The organism is Haladaptatus sp. AB618 (genome assembly GCF_024136965.1).
Classification (GTDB): Archaea; Halobacteriota; Halobacteria; order Halobacteriales; family Haladaptataceae; genus Haladaptatus.
The window spans coordinates 372703-387903 of sequence record NZ_JAMYJX010000001.1 but is presented as its reverse complement, the minus strand read 5'-3'; the positions used below and the strand labels follow the sequence as shown (position 1 = coordinate 387903).

14 protein-coding genes are annotated in these 15201 nt (G+C 61.0%); 4 read left to right on the top strand and 10 right to left on the bottom strand.

The annotated features are described in order from the left end of the window. Nucleotides 1-188: 188 nt before the first annotated feature. From thsA to eif1A, 5 genes are all read right to left on the bottom strand, one after another. On the bottom strand, nucleotides 189-1865 hold the full coding sequence (gene thsA / locus NKF26_RS02000; protein ID WP_253225580.1) for a thermosome subunit alpha: 1677 nt from the start codon (nucleotides 1863-1865) through the stop codon (nucleotides 189-191). Nucleotides 1866-2005: 140 nt separating this feature from the next. Continuing rightward, entirely contained in the window at nucleotides 2006-2554 is a 549-nt protein-coding gene (locus NKF26_RS01995; RefSeq protein ID WP_066140570.1) for a pre-rRNA-processing protein PNO1, read from the bottom strand. A 379-nt stretch (nucleotides 2555-2933) separates the two neighbouring features. After that, complete coding sequence (rio1, locus tag NKF26_RS01990; RefSeq protein WP_253225054.1) at nucleotides 2934-3797, bottom strand: serine/threonine-protein kinase Rio1; 864 nt, start codon at nucleotides 3795-3797, stop codon at nucleotides 2934-2936. 46 nt (nucleotides 3798-3843) lie between these two features. Further along, the gene (locus NKF26_RS01985; protein ID WP_253225053.1) at nucleotides 3844-4503 is read right to left on the bottom strand and encodes a nitroreductase family protein; all 660 of its coding nucleotides are present in this window, start codon (nucleotides 4501-4503) and stop codon (nucleotides 3844-3846) included. 141 nt (nucleotides 4504-4644) lie between these two features. After that, nucleotides 4645-4929, bottom strand: coding sequence for a translation initiation factor eIF-1A (eif1A, locus tag NKF26_RS01980; protein ID WP_066140559.1), 285 nt, complete (start codon nucleotides 4927-4929; stop codon nucleotides 4645-4647). A 134-nt stretch (nucleotides 4930-5063) separates the two neighbouring features. Here eif1A and NKF26_RS01975 point away from each other — a divergent pair, with 134 nt between their 5' ends. Then, on the top strand, nucleotides 5064-5267 hold the full coding sequence (locus NKF26_RS01975) for a hypothetical protein (RefSeq protein ID WP_253225579.1): 204 nt from the start codon (nucleotides 5064-5066) through the stop codon (nucleotides 5265-5267). 280 nt (nucleotides 5268-5547) lie between these two features. On the opposite strand, the gene NKF26_RS01970 is transcribed toward NKF26_RS01975, so the two are convergent. After that, nucleotides 5548-6228, bottom strand: a complete 681-nt coding sequence (locus NKF26_RS01970) for an MBL fold metallo-hydrolase (RefSeq protein ID WP_253225052.1) — start codon at nucleotides 6226-6228, stop codon at nucleotides 5548-5550. A 177-nt stretch (nucleotides 6229-6405) separates the two neighbouring features. Next, on the bottom strand, nucleotides 6406-7383 hold the full coding sequence (locus NKF26_RS01965) for a tyrosine--tRNA ligase (RefSeq protein WP_253225051.1): 978 nt from the start codon (nucleotides 7381-7383) through the stop codon (nucleotides 6406-6408). 99 nt (nucleotides 7384-7482) lie between these two features. Here NKF26_RS01965 and NKF26_RS01960 point away from each other — a divergent pair, with 99 nt between their 5' ends. Beyond that, nucleotides 7483-7683, top strand: coding sequence for a hypothetical protein (locus NKF26_RS01960; protein WP_066140546.1), 201 nt, complete (start codon nucleotides 7483-7485; stop codon nucleotides 7681-7683). 2 nt (nucleotides 7684-7685) lie between these two features. Here NKF26_RS01960 and NKF26_RS01955 read toward each other — a convergent pair whose 3' ends face one another. The 3 genes from NKF26_RS01955 to rnz all read right to left on the bottom strand — a co-directional run bounded on the left by NKF26_RS01955 (nucleotide 7686) and on the right by rnz (nucleotide 11335). Then, a complete protein-coding gene (locus NKF26_RS01955) occupies nucleotides 7686-9686 on the bottom strand; it encodes a DUF460 domain-containing protein (protein WP_253225050.1) in 2001 nt (666 codons plus the stop codon). A 350-nt stretch (nucleotides 9687-10036) separates the two neighbouring features. Then, on the bottom strand, nucleotides 10037-10246 hold the full coding sequence (locus NKF26_RS01950) for a hypothetical protein (RefSeq protein ID WP_066140543.1): 210 nt from the start codon (nucleotides 10244-10246) through the stop codon (nucleotides 10037-10039). A 162-nt stretch (nucleotides 10247-10408) separates the two neighbouring features. After that, on the bottom strand, nucleotides 10409-11335 hold the full coding sequence (gene rnz, locus NKF26_RS01945) for a ribonuclease Z (protein ID WP_253233946.1): 927 nt from the start codon (nucleotides 11333-11335) through the stop codon (nucleotides 10409-10411). 415 nt (nucleotides 11336-11750) lie between these two features. On the opposite strand from rnz, the gene NKF26_RS01940 reads away from it, so the two are divergent. Together NKF26_RS01940 and NKF26_RS01935 are read left to right on the top strand one after the other, a co-directional pair. After that, a complete protein-coding gene (locus NKF26_RS01940) occupies nucleotides 11751-13943 on the top strand; it encodes a hypothetical protein (protein WP_253233945.1) in 2193 nt (730 codons plus the stop codon). Between the two features lie 86 nt (nucleotides 13944-14029). After that, on the top strand, nucleotides 14030-15082 hold the full coding sequence (locus tag NKF26_RS01935) for an AAA family ATPase (protein ID WP_253225047.1): 1053 nt from the start codon (nucleotides 14030-14032) through the stop codon (nucleotides 15080-15082). Nucleotides 15083-15201: the final 119 nt, after the last annotated feature.

Genomic DNA, 15201 nt, shown 5'->3' with positions numbered 1-15201 from the left:
TCGTTCCGAACCTCGCTTACATAGTCTCCGTCAGGCAGAGCCTGACGGGCTATGAAATCCGTTCTTCGGCCGAATTTGTCTCACGGGCACAGCCCGTTCGACAGTCGAGGTTTCTTCGAAACCTCTCTTACATAGCCTTGGCCGAGGTTCCCTCGGCCGTGCAATGAAATTTGTCCTTTCGTCGAAATTTACATTGCACCGCCCATACCGCCCATACCGCCCATGCCGCCCATGCCACCCATTCCGCCGGGGGCACCGCCGGGCGCGCCGCCTTCGTCATCGTCGTCGCTGACTTTGCCACCGGAGAGGTCACCAGCCGCGATGACGTCGTCGATGCGGAGGAGCATGACGGCCGCTTCCGTAGCGCTTTCGACCGCTTGCGTTTTCACGCGGAGCGGCTCGACGACGCCGTCCTCTTCCATGTCGACGATGTCGCCGGTGTATGCGTCGAGACCTGCGCTCGTCTGTCCACCGTCGTGTTTGCTACGGAGGTCCACGAGCGAGTCGATGGGGTCGAGACCCGCGTTCTCGGCGAGGGTGCGCGGGATGACTTCCAGCGTGTCAGCGAACGCTTCGACGGCCAACTGTTCGCGGCCGCCGACACTGTCAGCGTAGTCACGCAGGGAGAGGGCGAGTTCCGTTTCCGGAGCGCCACCGCCGGGGAGCACTTTGCCGTCTTCGAGCGTGACGCGAACGACACCGAGGCTGTCCTCGATTGCGCGCTCGACTTCGTCGACGACGTGTTCCGTGCCGCCGCGGAGGATGAGGCTGACCGATTTCGCCTCTTCGACTTCCTCGACGAAGATGCGCTGGTCGCCGCCGACATCCTTCTGAGCGACGCTTCCGGCGAAGCCGAGGTCGTCCTCGGTGATGTCGTTGGCGTTGTTGACGAGCGTGGCACCGGTCGCGCGTGCCAGTTTCTGTATGTCGCTCGACTTCGCACGGCGGACGGCGAGGATGCCTTCCTGTGCGAGGAAGTGCTGTGCCATGTCGTCGATACCGCCGTCGACGAAGACGACGTCGGCGCCGACGTCGACCAGCGAGTCAACCATCTCACGCAGTTGGGATTCCTCTTGGTCGAGGAACTGCTGGAGTTGGTCGGGGTCGGTGACGTTGACTTCCGCGTCGATTTCCGTCTCGGCGATTTCGAGCGCGCCGTCGACGAGGGCCACGTTGGCGTCCTCGGCGAAGTACGGCATGTTGTCGTGGACGCGCTCCTTGTCGATGATGACGCCGTCAACGAGTTCCGAGTTGTCGATGGTGCCACCGACGACCTTCTCGACTTTGATGTTGTCCGTGTCGACGCCGTCCTCGTCGGCGACGCTCTGCACGGCGCTAACGACGAGGTTGGCGAGGTGGTCTTTGGCGTTCTCCGCGCCTTTGCCGGTCATCGCCGTCGCGGCGATCTTTTCGAGGTACTCGGTGTCATCGGCATCGACTTCGATCGCGTTCTCTTCGAGGACTTCCTTCGCCTTCTCGGCGGCCTGACGGTACCCCTGTGCGAGGGTCGTGGCGTGGATGTCCTGTTCGAGCAGATCCTCCGCCTTCTGGAGGAGTTCACCAGCGATGACGACGGCGCTGGTCGTCCCGTCGCCGACTTCGTCTTCCTGCGTCTGGGCGACTTCGACGATCATGTTCGCCGCCGGGTGCTCGATGTCCATCTCCTTGAGGATGGTTACACCGTCGTTCGTGACGACGACGTCGCCAGTCGAATCGACGAGCATCTTGTCCATCCCTTTCGGACCGAGTGTGGTACGTGCGGCCTCTGCGACCGCTTTCCCGGCTGTGATGTTCATCGATTGTGCGTCCCGTCCGGAGGTTCGTTGACTGTCCTCGGAAAGAACGATAAGTGGCTGGTTGCCCATTGGTTGTGACATAGTCATCACATCCGTTGATTGCGATTCTATATAAATCTTTCCTTGGTGCTGTGAGAACGAGGCACACGAGCCTCTCGACGGCGAGTGCCACGGAGTGACACGAATTATTTATATGTGAAAAATCGGATTTAACCGCTGAACTGGTGGTATTCCATCCCTTGGCGCTTCATCTCGTTGCGTTTGCGTTCGAGGAAGGAGTACACCGAGCCGTGTGGTGCACCGTCGAGGAGCATCTCGACTGCGCTTCGAACGACTTCGACCTGCTGTGGTTGGCCGATGATGCCGAGCGTCGTTCCGTAAATGACGACGTTCGCACCCGATAGTTCTTCCAGCAATTGCCGTGTTCGACCGTTCTCACCGATGAGACGGCCCTTCTGTCGTTGAAGATCGTTTTTGTTACGCGCTGCAGCTTCGATATCCACGAGATCGAACAGCATCAAGTCGTCGTCGAGCAACGCAAGCGCCTCCTCGGGTGAGAACCCTCGACCGATGGCCTTCACGATGTCAGGTGCTTTCAACCCCTGAAGCGGGTCGCCGGTCTGTTCGACGCGCACGGAACCGTCGTCCGAGTCGATATCGAGACGCACCTCTGCACGGCTTTCGATTTCTCGCATCGTCTCACCACCCTGGCCAATGAGAACACCAATCCTGTCCTGCGGAATCGTCACGTGCTTCATAGAAAATTCTATCACTTGAGACGGTTTAAGCCCTTCCCCACGACCTTTTGACTGCCACCTTTTACGACGGTCGCAGGCGGGAACGACGACTGTTGTCGTCGTTCCCGCTGGCTCCCTGTAAAAGCTGGACCAAAAGCGCTTCTCCTTCATTTCGCTGCGCTCCCTTCAGTCGTCGGCCCGGAAAATCTTCGATTTTCCGGCGTCTCAAAATCGCGCCGCGATTTTGATGGCTCGAAAGACTGCAGGTCTTTCGGTGAGCGTGCTAGCGACTAATGGTCGTGTAACCGGCTGATTTTCGTGGTCGTACCGATTGCTGATTCTGACGGCTGTGAAAATGCGAGTTTCCGGCAGTTGTGTCATCGGCCGTTTTTGTGGAAAATCAGCGTTCCGTCTCGGCGTTCTCCCGAATCCACTCTTCGAGTTCGTCGCCCTGAATCTCCAGTCCCTGTCGGCGGAAGAACGAGGCGATGTTCACACAGTCGCGCGTGAGGAATTCGCCGCTGTTCGGGTGGTGGAAAGTGACGGCCTGTCCCACGTCGATGATGCAGAGTTCGCCGTTGCTGACGAGGATGTTGTACTCCGAGAGGTCGCCGTGGACGAGGCCCGCGTCGAACAACCGCCGCATGTACTCGCGAACGACCTCGAACGCGGTTTGGGGGTTTTCGAGGTGGGCGTCCGCGAGCGTGGGCGCACGCTTGCCGTCGTTCCCCATGAACTCCATCACCAACACGTTTCGCTGGACGGCGATGGGTTCCGGAACGCGAACCCCGGCCTTCCGAGCGCGATTGAGGTTGGCGGATTCCTTTCGTACCCACGCGAGGACGATTCGCTTTTTGTCCCCGCCGAGTTCCTCGAATCGCGGGTCGCCGACCAGATACTCCCGCATGTCGCGGAAGTCGCTGGCGTTGATGCGATAGATTTTGACGGCGACTTCGCCGTACTTCTCGTCACCGAGTGCGGAGTAAACCGTCGCCTCCTTTCCGGACGAAATCGGCCCGCCGAACGCTTGGACGTAGCCGTCTTGAACGAGTTTGTACAGTGCCGCCAGTGTCGCGTCGTCGAACACCGACTGCTCGACTTTGAACTGGTCGGAATCCTTGACCCGTTTTCTGAACTGGTTGAACTCCCGGTCACGACGGCGTGCGATGCGGTCCGCTTCGGTGTCGGAAACGTCGATTTCCTCCCACTCGTCGCCGGGGCTGTCCACGTTATCTGGGTCGAGTAATCCGTACTCCTCGTTCATCTACACCGGACTATGTGGAGGAACCGTAAAAGGATGGCCTGTTCGGTTAGTACGTTTCGCGGTGGAGAATTTCGTCGACCGAGCGGCGCGGGAGACGCTCGGGTTCATCGCCGCCGCTCGGACCGACAGCGAGCAACATCACCGGAATCTCGTCGTCCGGCAGGTCGAGGAACTCCGCGATGCGTTCCTGATCGAAACCGATCATCGGCGTGGCCGTCAACCCGCGTGCGTGCGCGGAGAGCATGAGGTTCTGGGCGGCGAGGCTCGCGTTCCGAATCGCGTAATCCCGACCCATCGCGTCGCCTTCGTACATCTCCGCCGTCTGTGCTTTCGTCTGCTGTGCGGTTTCCTCGTCCATTCGACCCGCCTCGGCCCAATCCTCGAAGACGCGGTCGGCCGTCTTCGCGTCCGTGTGGCCGACGACGAGGATGGCCGTTCCGGCGTCGCGGATGTGTTCTTGCCCGTAGGCGATGTCCACGACTTCGTCGAGTCGTTCGTCGTCCTGAACGGCGACGAACTCCCACGGTTGGAGGTTGTACGACGACGGCGCGATCGCCGCATCTCGGATAAGTTCTTCGAGCGTCTCGTCGGAGATGTCCTCGTCCGGGTCGTAGTTGTGACCCGACCGTCGGCTTCGAATCCCTTCGATGAGTTCCGGGAACTCCGCATCGTGTGCAACGTCTTCGGCAGTGATCTGTTCGGACATACAGGGACGGAGGAACCACGTATTTAACCGAACAGCGGAAACGGCCGTGCTTTCCGATTGCAGTATGATACCAGGAATCATAGAGTGACCGTAGTTGGTACTCTCGGCAACTGATTGCGGGTAAAACGCTCCCGATTCGGCTCAGTTTATGTGGCCTTCGCGTCGGAGTTGGTCGGCCTGTTGCTTCTCGTAGCGCCACGTGATGTCGGCCTTCTCGTCCTGCCAGTCCCACGGCTCGACGAGAACGATATCGTCCTCACGAATCCAGACGCGTTTTTGCATCTTGCCCGGAATACGGGCGGTTCGTTCCTTACCATCCGCACAGCGCACTTTCACCCGGTTGGCACCGAGCATGTTCGTGACTGTGGCGAATACCTCGTTGTCGTCCGGCATTCGGAGGTTATTCCGTCCACTGCTGTCACTCATGTCTCACCGTGTATATTCGGTTGGTATGCTTTTAAATCCGCTGTCCGTCGTCGCTGATGGAGACATGGAGGGCCGTCCGGAGACTCATCTCTCCAACTGTCGGTTTTAAGGCGGTGGCAGACACAATCCGGGCTATGCTCGGAAAACTCGGTACGAAAGGTATCGTGGGACTACTCGTCCTCATCGTCGGAATCGGCATCATCGCCGTTCAAAGCCTCATTATCGCCGCCGGAATAGCGCTCGTCGTCGTCGGCTTCGTGCTGACCGCGTGGGGACTGGTCTCGGGTCTGCTCGCCAATTTCGGAATGGGCGGAATGATGGGCGGCGGATTCGAGTAATCGACGGGCGATTCTCATTCCGGCAGCAGATAGTAATCAAGAGATTCCGTCGATATATCCGTTCTCAAGGGCTGTTCTCTTCTTTTCGAACACCGTACCTGATCGTAGAAGCCGGAAAAGCGGTCCGAATCGCATCGACGATAAACCCAAATCAGCGATATCAAATCGACATCACGGGAGAACGGGGTCCGAGTCGTAGCGTCGTTTCGGGGGAGGGGTGTGGTCGAAATGGTTCCGAAACCGTCGAGTCCGGGAGAACAAGACAACAGCAGACCGCAGATTACGCGACGAGGCTCGCCAACAGGTCGTGACCGTCTTCGAGCGGGGGACCGTGCCCGGGACACGCGTACCGAAACTCTTCGGTTCGTTCACAGAGTGATTCGATGCTTTCGCTGACTTGGGCGGTGTCGTAACTGGTGATCCTGCCGGACGAACGAAGACTGTCCCCGAGTCCGTACGCGAGGTCACCCAGAAACGCGGCGGAAAGGTCCTCGTGAAGGTAAACCACGTGGCCGGGCGTATGCCCCGGTGTGTGATACGCCCGAAAGTCGCCGATCGTCTCCCCGTCCTCGATGGAACGAATCGGAAGGTCGGGAAGCGTAAGTCGCCGGTAATACAATCGCTGTAGCGCCTCGATCCCGTGACGAGCGGTCCACGGCGGGAGTTGATCCCCGGCGACGTACGGTGCTTCCAACCGATGGATGTACACCGGTGCATCCAAGTCGGGCGTCAATCGCGAGAGCGTTCCCACGTGGTCGCCGTCGTAGTGGGTCAACAGAACGCGGTCGATATCCGCCAGTTCGAGACCGGCATCGTGAACGCCGTCCCGTACGGTCCCTTCGTCGCCGGGCCAACCGGCGTCCACGAGCGTAATGTCACCGTCGTCGACGATGTACACGTTCGGTTTGTCCCGTGTTCGACAGTCGACGTGGCGGACGCCATCCGGTAGGGATACTGTCATTGTTCGAGGCGAGACTTTCAGACAATATTATTCTTCCCCACCATCAGACAACGCCGAAACGGTCACCCCGCCACTGCCGTCCAGATACGGGATTTCGTATAGCGTCTCGGTGTTTATCGAAGGGAAGTAGTGAGGGAATCCACGACAGACGGTCAAAAGCGCTGCAATTAGAACGCGTTACTCGGCCTGTCGAATCTTCTCGCGACCCGGTGCGATGAGTTCGTCGAGGTACGTCGCCAGCGCGCCCTTCGCGTCGGCGGGGTGGAGTTCGCCGCTCTCCAGGTCGTCTTCGAGCGAATCGTAGTCGTCGTATTCGAGGTTGCCGCCGTACTTGTCGGGGCGTTCCACGACGACCTGCTCGAAGCGCGGGAAGACATGGTACTCGAAGATTTGGAGGACGGGGTTTTCGAGGTCGCCCTCGGGGTCGCGGGTCGGCGGGCAGAACGCGCCGTTGACCTTCTCCTCGATGTCCTCGGTCGAGTCCTCCATCGAGATGGTGACGCCCTTGCTGGAGGACATCTTGCCCTCGCCGGAGGAGAGTTCGGCGATGAGCGGGGTGTGTAGGCAGGTCGGCGCGTCGTAGCCGATGCTCGGGAGCGTGTCGCGGGCGAGCATGTGGACTTTACGCTGTTCCATCCCACCGATGGCGAGGTCGAGGTCGAGGTATTCGATGTCGAGCGACTGCATGAGCGGGTAGACCGCCTGTGAGACCTTCGTGGAGTCGCCGCTCTGGATTTCCGCCATCGCTCGGCTCGCACGGTTGAGCGTCGTCTCCAGTTCGAGCGAGTGGAGGTCGAGGACGTAGTCGTCGTCCATCTGGAACTCGGAGCCGAAACGGAACTCCGTGTTCTCCTCGTCCAGTCCGTAGGCGATGAACTGCTCTTTCATCTTATCCGCGGTCTCCTGAATCTCCTCGAACGTTCCCTTGTCGTTCAGGTAGGCGTGCACGTCCGCGAGCAGGATGACGACCTCGAAGCCGGCTTCCTGCAAGTCGATGAGTTTGTTGGCGGTGAGCATGTGCCCGATGTGGAGCACGCCGGAGGGTTCGTAGCCGACGTAGGCGCGCTTGCCCTCGGGGTCCGCCGCGAGTTCGCGCACTTCCTCCTCGGTCACCAACTCCTCGGCGTTCCGTGAGATTAACTCGTAGGCATCCATGCTCGGGAAAAGATGGTTCACCGGCTTTAGGGTTGCGTCATCATGCTACTGGCAATCGCACTCCCAACAGCCAAGTCGTCGGAAGAAAAACCCGGTGGTATGAACGGAAAACGGATCGGTCTCTGGATGACCGTCGTCGGCGCCCTCGCGCTGTATCCTGCCATTCGATTTCAGGAAGGAGTTTCGACGACGCTCCCGGAGTACGTGCTTCTGTATGCGACCGTGCTGGTACTCGGATTCGGTGTCGCCATCTGGGGATTGAGCGTCCTGCGAACGCTGACGACCGACTGGACGACGTAAGATCAGTTCCCGAGCGAGGACGACCCGCGACCGTCCGCTCGACTCTCAGCCCGATGTTCGCTGATGAGTTGGTCGAGTTGGTCGGCCTTTTCCTGTTTCTGGCGTTCCTCGGCCCGGTCGTGCCAGTCGTTGATGACGGCTTCGACTTCCGACTCGCGTGCGACGGCGAGTTCGTCTATCTCCTGAATCGTCACCTCGTCGGCGGGGCCGACCGGAACGTCGTGTTCGAACAGCACCTCGTCCGCCGCGTCGGAGATGCCACCCGCTTTCAGGACGACGCGGGGAGCGATGTCCGCCAACCGCTCGGCGGTCGAATGTCCCGCACCGCTCGCATCCCGGAGAAAAATCACGTCGCCGTCGACGAGACCGTAGCTTTCGTCGGCGGCGTCGATGGCGTCGTTGGTGAACTTCTCGACGGGTTTGACGGCGACGAGTCCGGCCTGCTTCTCCGACACGTCGCTGAAGTTCGAATGATCGAGTTTCCACAGTTCCTTGAGTCGCGCGAGTTTGCCTTCCAGTTCCTCGATCCTGTCGTCGCGGTCGTCGAGTTCGTCCTCCAATCGGTTGTTCTCGCGTTGCAGACGCGAGATTTCCCTGCGTTCGCGGGCGCTCTGTCGCTCCTCCCGGCGCGTGTCCGAGAGTTCAGTTTCCAACTCGTCGATCCGTCCGTCCTTTCGCTCGACTTTCTCGTTCAAATCGTCCGCGTGCGACTGGAGGCGTTCGACCTGCGATTCGAGTTGTTTGATGCGTTTCTCCTCGGGGGAGAGTTCACGGACGGTGTGTTCGGACTGTTCTTCCTCGGGTTCCGGGTCGTCCGACAAGTCCCGGAGGACGCTTTCGACGCTCTCGTCACCGGCGACGACGCGGGCGGTCACGTCACCGCGACTGATTCCCGGCGGGACCTTCCGAGCGATTCGCCCGAACTGGTCCTCGTGGCTGTCGTAGGCGAACAGCGCCGCCGCCATCGCGTCGCGCTGGTGGTCGTTGTCGTAGCCGTCTTCTCTCGTTCGGTGTTGCTTCTCGTCCACCGGCAGGTCCGTGTCGGGAGTCCATCCGGCCGCGTCGAAACTCCGGCGGAACTTCTCGACCGTCTCGGGCATCGGCGTCACGTCCGCCGCGATGATGACAGGCCGCCCGCGTTCGATGATCCACTCGATGACGTCGGCCGTGTCGGCGGTCCGCGTGCTCAACACGTCGAGCACGTTGCCGTCCAAATCGGTCATCGCCACCGCGGTCGTCGTACCGGGGTCGATGCCGACGATGACGTGATCGCGGCGCTTCGCCAGCGGTTCGAATTCGATACCGTCGCGGCGGAGGCGTTCGACTTCGACGCGGATGTCGCCGGAACGCCGAGCCGAGACCGGAATGTCGCTCGGCCGGGCCTCCACCTCGAAGATCGCGTTCGAATAGCCGCCGTACTTCTCGGTCACGTCGCGTTCGTAGTCGAGTCCGGCCTCCTTGAGCTTCGATTCGACTTTCCGGGAGTACTCCTTCACCGAGCCGTGAATCCGGCGGGTGTAGCGGTCGGCGCTCCAGCCACCCTTTCCGGTCGAACGCCCACGTGCGACTTTGACTTGTGTGGTGTTCGTGAACGCCGAGACTTCTTGGCCGACGTTCATGGCCGCGAGGCGGGCCGCAGCCTCCGCTTCGCGCATCGGTTTCTTGCCGTATGGAACGCCGTGGCGCGAGGCGACCCGGGAAAGCGGTTCGGGTCGCTCCGCACCCGTCACCTGCACGAGGCGGGTGTCGTCCGGCAGGGAGCCAAGGAAGTGGACGAGGGCGTTCTTGTCGGCGGCGAGTTCGTACATGTTATCCGTGGCGACGAACGTCGGTTCGTCGCGGTGGATGAGCCGCCGGAGTTTGCGGTAAGAGACGACATCACGGTCTATTCCCTCGCCGTCGTAGACGACGAGCGCGTAAGAGGGAGAATCACCCCGAACGTCCCCGCTTTGGATATCGACACCGAAAACGAGGGCGTCGAGGGCACTCGTTCGCTCGCTCACGATTCGTGGTAGGGTCTCTCGAAATATAAATCCGACGCGCAACACGAACGGCGGGAGGGACTAGACTGCGCTTGTGGCGAAATAATGAGTTTAGTTTTGATTCTATTTCGATTGCAGCTACTGAGAGGCAGACACCGAAAGCCCCCGTCCGCTCGCGCTTGCTTGGTCGCTTGCGCGGGCCAGTATTCGCGCGGGCGTTGTGGAGAGCGCGAATATCCCGCGCAATGACCGCGAACGGGCGGGGCTTTCGAGGACTTCATCGCAGTTGCTGCACTTACTCCACCAGAATCAACGAGCCGTGACTGAGCAGCTCACAAAAAACAGAAGAATTCTACCACTCGCTGTCCTCTTCACGGTGTTTCACGCCACGAACGACCGGACGCGTACCGTCGCTGGGCGTGAACCGAGATATCTCGCACGACCAGCCCCTTTTGCTTGAAATGCTCGTGGATCAATTCCAACAACTGCTCGTCCACGTCCTCGCGGTCGATGCCTTTGAGACAGAGAACGGTTTGTGTGGTGGCGATACGCTTTTCATTAGAAGGTTCGTTGTCCGACATGCTTCGGTAGGCTCCGAAGCAGACGGGGTCAGTGTTCTAGCACTGGCCTTTTGCGGCTTTACCCCGCATGCTTCGTATGGGATTATTGACTATGGGGAGTTAATTCTATTGGTTCTGATGGGTTTCGAATTCGAAAGAACGACCGCCGAAACGCCAGTCCCGCTACTCGTCCGGGAACGGAATCTCGACCGTATCCCCGTCGTCGGGGGCGAAGATTTCACCGTCGAACTCCTCGTGGGCCTCCTCCAAGTGATCCGAGACGTTCCCGGCGTACCGCGAGGAGACGTGGGTGATGGCGAGTCGCTTGGCATCGGCGCGGCGGGCGACGGTGGCGGCCTGCCGTGCGGTCGAATGCGCCGTTTTTGCCGCGCGGTCCGCCCGGTCGTCGGCGAACGTGGCGTCGTGAACGAGCAGGTCGGCGTCCTCGGCGGCATCGACGGCCTGCTCCGTGGGGCGGGTGTCCCCGGTGTACACGAACCGGCGGCCGGGACGGGGTTCGCCGACGACCTGTTCGGGACGTACGACGGTGCCGTCCTCCAACTCGACGGGGGTGCCGGAGTGGAGTTGTTGGAATTTCGGGCCGACGGGAACGCCCAGTTCCTCGGCGTGGTCGCGGTCGAAGCGGCCCTTCCGTTCGTCCTCGACCAGCGCGTAGCCGAGCGAGTTGGCGTCGTGGTCGGTTCGGAAGGCCCGAACTTCGTAGTCGTCGCGCCGGACGGCGACCTCGCCGGGTGCGACTTCCGTGATGTGGATGGGGAACGAGGGTTGATGGCCCGCCGTTCGGACGAGCGAGTCGATGGCGTCGCCGGTCCCCCGCGGCGTGTAGATCATGAGCGGGTCGTCGCGGTCGTTGAAGTCCCACGTCTGAATCAAGCCGGGAATTCCGAGGATGTGGTCGCCGTGGAGGTGCGTGACGAACAGATCGGAGATGGTGAATCCCGTCCCGAAGCGCATCATCTGGCGTTGGGTTCCCTCCCCGGCGTCGAAGAGCAAGCGGTCGCCTTCCCGGTTGACGAGAATAGAACTCGGGTTTCGCTCCGTCGTCGGCACTGCCCCACTGGTTCCGAGGAAGGTAACGCGCATCGACATCTACTCGCAATTCGCAGACGGACGATTAAACAGCCTTCGAAACCGCTTTCGAAGCCGTCCTCGTCGTTCGAAATCCCCGTTGTCGGTCGGAACGTAGCGGGTGAAATCCCGAATCGTGCCGCTTCGCCGCGTTTCGGGGGCGTTCGAGGGATCCTCCGCAACTTCGACTTAACCCGGCGAATCGGCGTCTTAACCCGTGAACGGTCGAACCGGTTTATCCGACATCTCGTCGTCACGTCGGACGCGGAATGGGAGAGATATGACACGAATCCCGAGAACAGTGAGTGCTGTACTCGTGTCCCTTCTCGTCGTCTTCGCCGGCGGTGTTGCGACATCGCTAGCGACGTCGGGCGGTGGTGGGGGAGCAAATACAGCACCGGAAACGCAGGTTACGAGCCTGAACGATGTCACTCAGATGAATACATCACAGGCGAACGTAACGATAGACAATCAACAAAGTGACGGCGAGACGATCGTCATCTCGTCCGTGACCATGGAGAAAGGTGGCTTCGTCGCCATCCACGACCAGAGCCTGCTCGACGGGAACGTCGTCGGCAGCGTGGTGGGCAATTCCGTCTACCTCTCACCGGGAACGCACAAGAACGTCACCGTGACGCTCGCACGTCCCATCAACGAGAGCCAGACGCTCATCGCCATGCCGCACATGGACACGAACTCGAACCAAGTGTACGACTTCGTCATCGGTAACGGGACCGTCGACGGACCGTACACCGCGAACGGCACGGTCGTCATCGACCAGGCGCTGATTTCGGTCGGCCAGCAAGGCGGAGCGGGGAACGCGACGAACGAGACGAACGCGACCGGACAGCAGTTCGTCTTCCACGTCAAATCGTTCTCCATCGCCGACTGGTCGTTCGTGGTCGGGACCGACCCGACCCCGGACCGAACCGAGGTCATCGAAGGAGTCCACCTGAAGGATGAGACGGTCCGCATCAACGCGACCGCTTTGCTCGAAAACAAATCGGCAAACGACGTCGTTCAGAACGGACCGAGCGTCTCGAAGGACGACCTGAAGCGGGCGTCCGAACGCGCCAAAGCGGCGGCAGCGGGCAACGCCAGTAGCGTTCGCGTGGTGCTCCGCGACATCTCGGTGCAGAACACGACGTTCGTCGTGGAAGCGCCGGGGAACGTGAGCCTTCCCAACCTCGCGCCCAACATGCCGGGCGGGCCAGGGATTCCGGAAGGACCGGCGTCGCCATCGAAGTTGAACGCGAACGTCACGTTCGACAACCAGACCAGCGACGGGCAGACGGTGACGGTCGATTCGGTCACCATGTCGGAAGGTGGCTTCGTCACCATCCACGACGCGAGTCTGGCGGACGGGAACGTCATCGGTAGCGTGGTCGGCACCTCGCAGTACCTCGGGCCGGGAACGCACAAGGACGTCACCGTGACGCTCGACAAACCGTTGACCGAGAGCCAGACGCTCATCGCCATGCCGCACCTCGACACCAACCGAAATCGTGTGTACGATTTCGTCACGTCGGGCGGCACTGCGGACATCCCGTACATCGTGGACAACAACATCGTCATTGACCCGGCCTACGTGACGGTGCAGGGCGGCGGCGCGACGACGACTACGACGGAACAACCGACGACTACGTCGACCACGACCGGTGCGACGACGACATCGGCCGCGACCACCACGTCGGCCGCAACGACGACCGCTGCGACCACGACGGCAACACCGACGACCACGTCGACCACGACGGCAACACCGACGACCACGTCGACCACGACGCAGGCCGGTGGTGCAACGACCACGTCGCAAGCGACCACGACCAGTGGAGGCGGCTGTGGCTGTGGTGGAGCGACGACGACACAGGCAGGTACCACGACGAGCACGCCGAGTACGAGTACGACGACCACGTCGCCAGCGACGACGACTACGGCACAGCAGACGACCACGCAGACCGCGACGAGCACGAGCGGGAACATGGAGAACGTCAACGACCTCGGTCCGTCGTTCGACGTGCAGAGTCTCAGCGCACCGGAGAACGTGACGGTCGGTGACACGTTCACCGTGAAGGCGACGATCAACAACCCGACCGACCAGACGCTCACGCAGGCCGTGGACTACCGAGTCGAAGGGAACGTCGTTCAACGGAAGAACGTCACCCTCTCGCCCGGACAACGGACGGGTGTGAGCTACGAGGTCGACAGCACCGGTGTCGATCCCGGAACGTACACGCACGGCGTGTACACCCGGAACTTCGGCAAGATTGCGACGATAACGTTCGAGTCGGCCGGTAACGCGACGACCACGACGACGTCGGCTGCGACGACGACACAGGCAGGTACCACGACACAGGCTGCAACGACGAGTGCAGGAACGAGCACGACCGCGACGACGACGTCGCAAGCGACCGCGACTGCACAACCGACGACGAGTGCCGGTACCGCGACGACGACGCAAAGTGAAACGACGAGCGCCGGAAACGCGACGATGACGCAGAGCGAAACGACGAGTGCTGGAAACGCGACGATGACCGAGCAGACGACGACCCAAGCAGGAACGACCAGCGCCAACGCGACGAATTCGAGCGTCATCGGTTCCGTCTTCGACGCCATCGGGAACCTGCTATAGGTCATCATCCGCTTCTTTTGTCGGGATCGATTCAGCGTGCGGCGCAACCGACCGATTCTTGTCCGGCGACTTCGTAGAAAACGCCAATGGAGTCGCCGCTGTGGACTGAAACGCACGCGCCGGACCTCGCCGACCTGCCCCAACCCGAAGTCCGCGACTATCTGGAGCGGGCGGTGAACGAGCCGATAAACCTCGTTATCCACGGCCCGGAGGGGAGCGGGAAGACCGCCGCCGTGCGAGCACTGGCCCGCGAGGCACACGACGACCCGGACAACGACCTCGTGGAGATCAACGTCGCCGACTTCTTCGACCGGACGAAGAAGGAGATTCGGGAGGACCCGCGGTTTTCTAACTTCCTCCAGGGGCAGACGGAATTCTCCAAGCAGTACCGGCAGGGGTCGGGGAAGAATAAGTACAAGCGCAACTGGTCGAAGCGCGAGATGATAAACCACGTCCTCAAGGAGTACGCGGGCTATGCGCCCTCCACCGGGAGCTACAAGACCATCGTCCTCGACAACGCCGAATCCATCCGCGAGGACTTCCAGCAGGCGCTTCGCCGGGTGATGGAGCAGTATCACGAGACGACGCAGTTCGTCATCACCACGCGTCAACCGACGAAGCTCATCCCGCCGATCAAGTCGCGGTGTTTCCCCGTCGCGATGCGAAAACCGACCAGCACGGAGATAGAGGAGGTCCTCACGAGGATTCTCGACGCCGAGGACGTCGAGTACGACGAGGGCGGCGTGCAACTCATCTCCGGCTACGTGAAGGGCGACGTGCGGAAGGCCATCCTCTACGCGCAACTGCTCTACGAACAGGAGGGCCAAGTCAGCAGCGAGGATTACGAAATCATCCGCAACTTCGGTATCAGCGGCCGCATCGGCGACATGCTCGACAAGGCCGAACGCGGCGATTTCAACGACGCTCGCAAGGACTTGGACGACCTGCTCGTGGACGACGGTTACAGCGGCGAGGAAGTCCTCGAAGCCATCATGGACGCCTTCCGGCAGAACCGCTACTCCGGCGACGAACTCGCCGAACTCGTCGTCCTCGCCGCCGAAGTGGACATGGACTTGGCACAGGGGACGAGCGACAGGTTGCAGATTTCCCACCTGTTGGCGGAGTTGGGGACGGCGTAGAGGCGAGCGAGGTCGGTCATTTTACGAGAGAAATCGTCCAAGCGATACTATCCGGACACTTCAGGTTCATTTTCCGTATCTGCGTTCCGACCTCGCTACCATTGGACACCGACGACGAG

Coding starts and splice junctions, on each gene's coding strand:
- thsA (WP_253225580.1), bottom strand. CDS start 1,865: ATGGGCAACCAGCCACTTATCGTTCTTTCCGAGGACAGTCAACGAACC.
- NKF26_RS01995 (WP_066140570.1), bottom strand. CDS start 2,554: ATGAAGCACGTGACGATTCCGCAGGACAGGATTGGTGTTCTCATTGGC.
- rio1 (WP_253225054.1), bottom strand. CDS start 3,797: ATGAACGAGGAGTACGGATTACTCGACCCAGATAACGTGGACAGCCCC.
- NKF26_RS01985 (WP_253225053.1), bottom strand. CDS start 4,503: ATGTCCGAACAGATCACTGCCGAAGACGTTGCACACGATGCGGAGTTC.
- eif1A (WP_066140559.1), bottom strand. CDS start 4,929: ATGAGTGACAGCAGTGGACGGAATAACCTCCGAATGCCGGACGACAAC.
- NKF26_RS01975 (WP_253225579.1), top strand. CDS start 5,064: ATGCTCGGAAAACTCGGTACGAAAGGTATCGTGGGACTACTCGTCCTC.
- NKF26_RS01970 (WP_253225052.1), bottom strand. CDS start 6,228: ATGACAGTATCCCTACCGGATGGCGTCCGCCACGTCGACTGTCGAACA.
- NKF26_RS01965 (WP_253225051.1), bottom strand. CDS start 7,383: ATGGATGCCTACGAGTTAATCTCACGGAACGCCGAGGAGTTGGTGACC.
- NKF26_RS01960 (WP_066140546.1), top strand. CDS start 7,483: ATGAACGGAAAACGGATCGGTCTCTGGATGACCGTCGTCGGCGCCCTC.
- NKF26_RS01950 (WP_066140543.1), bottom strand. CDS start 10,246: ATGTCGGACAACGAACCTTCTAATGAAAAGCGTATCGCCACCACACAA.
- rnz (WP_253233946.1), bottom strand. CDS start 11,335: ATGTCGATGCGCGTTACCTTCCTCGGAACCAGTGGGGCAGTGCCGACG.
- NKF26_RS01940 (WP_253233945.1), top strand. CDS start 11,751: ATGAATACATCACAGGCGAACGTAACGATAGACAATCAACAAAGTGAC.
- NKF26_RS01935 (WP_253225047.1), top strand. CDS start 14,030: ATGGAGTCGCCGCTGTGGACTGAAACGCACGCGCCGGACCTCGCCGAC.